3 protein-coding genes are annotated in these 6,237 nt (G+C 60.7%); 2 read left to right on the top strand and 1 reads right to left on the bottom strand.

Features of this window, described 5'->3' with window-relative positions:
• Positions 1–171: 171 nt before the first annotated feature.
• Positions 172–1,545: a TolC family outer membrane protein gene (locus tag UW3_RS0113620; protein ID WP_010223049.1), complete on the bottom strand. Its 1,374-nt coding sequence runs from the start codon at positions 1,543–1,545 to the stop codon at positions 172–174.
• Here UW3_RS0113620 and UW3_RS28930 point away from each other — a divergent pair.
• Together UW3_RS28930 and UW3_RS26965 are read left to right on the top strand one after the other, a co-directional pair.
• Positions 1,502–1,684 carry a hypothetical protein gene (locus tag UW3_RS28930; RefSeq protein ID WP_162471131.1) on the top strand — a complete coding sequence of 61 codons (183 nt, stop codon included), beginning with the start codon at positions 1,502–1,504 and terminating at the stop codon, positions 1,682–1,684. The genes UW3_RS0113620 and UW3_RS28930 overlap by 44 nt on opposite strands.
• Positions 1,685–2,063: 379 nt before the next feature.
• A partial coding sequence (locus tag UW3_RS26965) for a retention module-containing protein (protein ID WP_010223048.1) occupies positions 2,064–6,237 on the top strand: 4,174 nt, incomplete at its 3' end.

The raw sequence follows: 6,237 nt of genomic DNA, 5'->3' as shown, positions 1-6,237 counted from the left end.
AGGGGAAGGCCGGCACTCAGGCCGGCGCGACTGGCGGTGCAACCGTGCAGCTTGCAGAGGATCAGCAAGCCATCGAGTAACGGGTCATCGAAACTCTGGCGCGGATCTATTGCCGAGCTCGCAGATTGCATGCTGGTCACGGTCGCCTACTCCTGTAGCGGGTGGAGGGGATTAGCGCATATCGGGCAAGCGCGCCTCGCTCTTCACTTCGCTCTTGGCGATCGCTTCGGCTGGTAGCGAGATGCGCTGCTTGCTCAACAGCTCACCCATGTTGGCCAGTACCCGGTACATGGAGAACTCTTCGGTGTAGCGCACTTCGGTGTAGCGGCGGTTGGCGTTGTACAGCTCGTTTTCACTGTCGAGCAGGTCGAGCAGGGTGCGTTGGCCGAGGCCGAACTGGTCCTGGTAGGCGGCCCGCACGCGAGTAGTGGTCTCGGCGTATTCGCGCGCTGCTGGCAGTTGTACGCGGGCGTTGTTCATGGCGTTCCATGACAGGGCCAGGTTTTCGTTGAGGGTCCGCAGGGCATTGTTGCGGATGTCCATGGCCTGGTTGATCTTGTGTGCATCGGACTGCAGGCGGGCCTTGTCGCTGCCGCCGCGGAACAGGTTGTAGCTGAGCTCGACACCGGCTTGCCAGTCGTTGTTGTCGTGGCCGACCTGACCTGCGGTGTTGTTGTTGGCACCGGTGGCCAGCACCGCGTCCAGGCGCGGGTAGAACGGCGACTTGGCCACTTCGTATTGCTGCTCGGCCGCATTGACGTCGGCCTGGGCGGACTTCAGGTAAGGGTTGTTGTCGAGCATGCCTTGGCGCGCGGCACCCAGGTCGGGAGGTACTTCGCCTTTGATGGTCACCGGGGTTTCCAGCTCATCGGCGGAACGGCCAACGACGCTATAGAAGTTGGCTTCGGCGTCGGCCAGGTCGACTTCGGCGGTGTACAGGTTGTTTTCTGCCAGGGCGCGACGGGCAGTGGACTGATCTCGGTCAGCGTTGCTGCCGACGCCGCGCTCGCTGCGCAGGCTGATCTGATCGTTGACCCGCAAGTGGGCTTGCAGGTTGTTCTTGGCCAGGGTCACCAGCTCGCGGCGCTTGAGCACTTCCAGGTACACCTCGACGGTGCGCAGGGCGATCGACTCGGCGGTGGCCTGGGTGTAGTAGGCGCGCGAGTTGACCACAGCTTCAGTACGGCCGACTTCGTTGGGGGTGTTGAAGCCATCGAACAACATCTGCCGCAGACGCAGGTCCGACTGGGTGTAGGTCAGCGTCTCTTTATTATGGTTGCGGCTGCCGTCGGTGTTGAAACCACGGGTATTGGTGTTGTCGGAACGCTGGCGACCATAACCGGCCACCAAATCGACCGTCGGGAAGTAGCCCCCTCTGGCGAACTTCACATCTTCATCGGCCGACAACCGGCTGTTCCTGCTGGCATTGATTTCCGGATGGTTATCCACGGCGCTTTGCACAGCTTCATTAATTGACATCGCCTGGGCACTGGAACATGCCATGGCCAACAGAATTGCGCTGGTGATGGGGGTCAAAACGCGCATGGGTTACATCTCCCTGATTTCTAGTAATGGTCCTGCGATTCGTCAAAAAAGTGACGAAAACCTGAGGTTAAACCGTATCAGGCTTGTAACAACAGAGCTAAGAACATTTACGCGTGCAGCTAAGAAGATTTTTTCATAAGAGTTATGCGAAAAAAAACTTATGCGGTCTAAGAAATTCGAGACATTGTTCATATCAAACCGCCCGTGGAATCAGCGCTAGGGTGCATTTTTTCGGGCGTCAGAGGAAGTTCCCGTGTTTTGTAGCAAAGGGCATGGATGTAGCGGAGGGGATGGAGGCGGGGCGAAGTTTGGCGACAATTTATTGGCACATGTCACTTGGCCACTTCGTTCAATCACGTTCACCACGGCACTGGCAGGCGAAGTTATTGATTTCATTGAAATCATAGCGCCTGCTGGGCTGTTTCAGCGCTAGCCCGGGGTAATCCCGCCGGGGTGGTCACGCAATGTTCAGCGCACGTTTGCTGCAATCAACCGACTTGCAGTGGAGGAGTGCGCTCATGGCTAAGTTAATCGGTATCGTCAGCAAGGTGGTGGGCGAAGTCTTCGTTGTAGGCAGCGATGGCAGCCGCCGGGCGCTGGTTGAAGGCGATCGGCTGTATGCCGGTGAGCAGTTGGACACAGGCCTGGCGGGCGCTGTCGCCGTCCACCTGCAGAACGGTGCTGAACTGACCCTTGGCCGCGGTAGCAGTCTGACCCTGACCCCTGAGCTACTGGCCAACCACGCGCCTCATGTCGACACACCGCAGGCGCTGACCCCCAGCCAGGCCCAGCTGAGCGACGTGGAAAAACTCCAGCAAGCCATCGCCGCCGGTGCCGACCCGACCCAGGACGCCGACCCCACTGCGGCGGGCCCAGGTACTGGCGGTGCCCCGGGTGCACTGGGGGGCGGGCATACTTTTGTGATTCTCGATGAGGTGGCCGGGCGCGTTGATCCGCAAATTGGCTTTCCTACTGCAGGTTTCAATGGCTTTCCCGAGTTGCCGGAGCTGGACGTCGGCCTGATCAACACCAATAACGACGCACCGCCGCTGCCTGTGGTCGACAACCCGGTGAGCATCGAAGGGCTCGCCGTCGAGGGCGGCGAACTGTCGTTGAACGAGGCCCATCTGCCCCAGGGGTCGGCCAGCGATCCGGCGGCGCTGACCCAGGTGGGCAGTTTCACGGTGCAGGCGCCGGATGGGGTGTTCAACCTCAATGTCGGTGGCATCAACGTTGTTACTGCGGGTGCAGTGACGGGTGTCGGCCAGTCGATCACCACCGGCCTGGGCAATGGGCTGGCCATCACCGGCTACGACCCTGCGACCGGTGTGGTCAGCTACAGCTACACCCTCAACGGTGCCGAGACCCACACGAGCGGCGCTGGCGCCAACGGGTTCGGCGAAACCATCGCGGTACTGGTCAGTGACACCGATGGCGACGTCGCCAGTGGCTCACTGGACATCGCAGTGATTGACGATGTGCCGCGGGCGCTGGCCGATACCAATGCCGTCACCGCGACCGAGAGCCAACTGACCCTGACCGGCAATGTGCTGAGCAACGACGTGCAGGGCGCAGACCGAGTACCGAGCGGGCCGATCACCGCCGGCACCTTCACCGGTACCTACGGCACTCTGGTGTTGGCGGCCGACGGTTCCTACACCTATACGCTGAACACTGCCGATCCGGACTTCTTCAATCTGCAGGGTGGTGGTAACGGCATCGAGACCTTTACCTACACCCTGACCGATGCCGATGGCGATGTGTCCAGCGCCAACCTGGTGCTGAACGTTACCAACCTCAATGATCCGGTGGAGCTCAACGGGCTGAGCATCAACGGCGGCGAGCTGGTGCTGTCCGAGAAAAACCTGGCGGCTGGCAGTAGCCCCGATGCCGGGGCGCTGACCCAGAGCGGCAGCTTTACCGTGACCGCAGCGGATGGCCTGCAATCACTGACGGTTGGCGGCATCAATGTGATCAGCGGCGGGGTGGTCAATGGCTTCCCGCAATCGCTCACGACCGCACTGGGCAATACCCTGACCGTCAGCAGCTACAACCCGGCTACCGGTGAAGTGACCTACAGCTATACCCTGAACGGCAGTGAGGCGCATGCCACGGCCAATGGCAGCAACTCGCTTGGTGAGAGTTTCAATGTGGTTGCCACCGACACCGATGGCAGCAGCGCGAGCATGAGTATCGATGTTTCCATTATCGATGACGTGCCGACGGCAGCGGGTGATGCCAACGCCGCCATCGCCACCGAGAACCAGTTGACGCTGACCGGCAACGTACTGAGCAACGATGTGCAGGGCGCGGACCGCGTGCCGAGCGGGCCCATTACCGCCGGTACCTTCGTCGGTACCTACGGCACCCTGGTGCTGGCTGCTGATGGTTCCTACACCTATACGCTCAATACAGCCGATCCGGACTTCTTCAACCTGCATGGCGGCGGTAATGGTGTCGAGACTTTTACCTACACCCTGACTGACGCTGACGGCGATGTGTCCACCGCCAACCTGGTGCTCAACGTCACTAACCTCAACGATCCCGTTACCCTCGATGGTTTGAACGTCGAAGGTGGCGAACTGACCGTCTACGAGAAGAACCTGGACGACGGCAGCAGCCCGGATGCGCCTGCGTTGACTCAGACGGGTAGCTTCACGGTGACGGCGCTGGACGGCGTACAAACCCTGACCGTCGGCGGCATTACTGTAGTCAGCGGCGGGGTGGCCAGCGGCTTCCCGCAATCGGTGACCACGGCGTTGGGTAATACCCTGACCATCACCGGCTACGATGCCTCGACTGGCGTGGTGACCTACAGCTACACCTTGCTCGACAACGAAGCCCACGCCACGGCCAATGGCACTAACAGCCTGGGAGAGAGCTTCACGGTCAGTGTGACCGACACTGATGGCAGCACTGCCAGTGGCGTCATCGACGTCAATATCGTCGACGATGTACCGACGGCAGCGGGCGATACCAACGCCATCAGCGCCACCGAGAACCAGTTGACCCTGACCGGCAACGTGCTGAGCAACGACGTGCAGGGTGCGGACCGCGTGCCGAGCGGACCAATTACCGCTGGTACCTTCGTGGGTACCTACGGCACTTTGGTGCTGGCTGCTGACGGTTCCTACACCTACACGCTGAACACTGCCGATCCGGACTTCATTGATCTGTATGGTGATGGTAACGGTATCGAGACCTTTACCTACACCCTGACCGATGCCGATGGCGATGTGTCCAGCGCCAACCTGGTACTCAACGTCAGCAACCTAAACGACCCGGTGACCCTCGACGGCCTGAACGTCAACGGTGGTGAACTGACCGTCTACGAGAGCAATCTCAGCGATGGCAGCAGCCCAAGCAATGCGGCCCTGACCCAGAGTGGAAGCTTTACCGTGACGGCGCTGGACGGCGTGCAAACCCTGACCGTCGGCGGCATCAACGTGGTCAGTGGCGGAGTGGCCAGCGGCTTCCCGCAATCGGCGACCACGGCGCTGGGCAACACCCTGACCATCACCGGCTACAACCCGGCAACCGGCGTGGTGACTTACAGCTATACCTTGCTCGACAACGAGGCGCACCCGAATGCCAACGGTGCCAACAGCCTCAGCGAAAGTTTCACCGTAACCGCCACCGATACCGACGGCAGCAGCGCCACAGGCAGTATCGACGTCAACATCGTCGATGATCTGCCGAGCGCAGCCGGCGATACCAACGCTGTCATCGCCACCGAGAACCAACTGACGCTGACCGGCAATGTGCTGAGCAATGATGTACAGGGTGCTGACCGTGTTCCGACCGGGCCAATTACTGCTGGTACCTTCGTCGGTACCTACGGCACCCTGGTGCTGGCTGCCGACGGTTCCTACACCTACACGCTTAATACCGCTGATCCGGACTTCTTCAACCTGCACGGTGGCGGCAACGGCATCGAGACATTCACCTACACCCTGAAGGACGCCGACGGAGACACCAGCACCGCCAACCTGGTACTCAACGTCAGCAACCTCAACGACCCGGTGACCCTCGACGGCCTGAACGTCAACGGTGGTGAACTGACCGTCTACGAGAGCAACCTCAGCGATGGCAGCAACCCAAGCAATGCGGCCCTGACCCAGAGTGGAAGCTTTACCGTGACGGCGCTGGACGGCGTGCAAACCCTGACCGTCGGCGGCATTAGTGTAGTCAGCGGCGGGGTGGCCAGCGGCTTCCCGCAATCGGCGACCACTGCACTGGGCAACACCCTGACCATCACCGGCTACAACCCGGCCACCGGCGTGGTGACTTACAGCTACACCTTGCTCGACAATGAGAATCACCCTACGGCCAACGGTGCCAACAGCCTCAGCGAAAGTTTCACCGTAACCGCCACCGATACCGACGGCAGCAGCGCCACAGGCAGTATCGACGTCAACATCGTCGATGATCTGCCGAGCGCAGCGGGCGATACCAATGCTGTTATCGCCACCGAGAACCAACTGACGCTGACCGGCAATGTGCTGAGCAATGATGTACAGGGTGCTGACCGTGTGCCGACCGGGCCAATTACTGCTGGTACCTTCGTCGGTACCTACGGCACCCTGGTGCTGGCTGCCGACGGTTCCTACACCTACACGCTTAATACCGCTGATCCGGACTTCTTCAACCTGCACGGTGGCGGCAACGGCATCGAGACCTTCACCTACACCT

The organism is Pseudomonas donghuensis, from assembly GCF_000259195.1.
GTDB classification, from domain to species: Bacteria; Pseudomonadota; Gammaproteobacteria; order Pseudomonadales; family Pseudomonadaceae; genus Aquipseudomonas; species Aquipseudomonas donghuensis.
The sequence above is the reverse complement of the archived record's forward strand: the minus strand, read 5'-3'. Positions and strand labels throughout refer to the sequence as shown.

What these genes read in the sequence shown, in the direction of transcription:
- UW3_RS28930 (WP_162471131.1), top strand. Translation starts at nt 1,502, where the DNA reads ATGGCCAACAGAATTGCGCTGGTGATGGGGGTCAAAACGCGCATGGGT.
- UW3_RS0113620 (WP_010223049.1), bottom strand. Translation starts at nt 1,545, where the DNA reads ATGCGCGTTTTGACCCCCATCACCAGCGCAATTCTGTTGGCCATGGCA.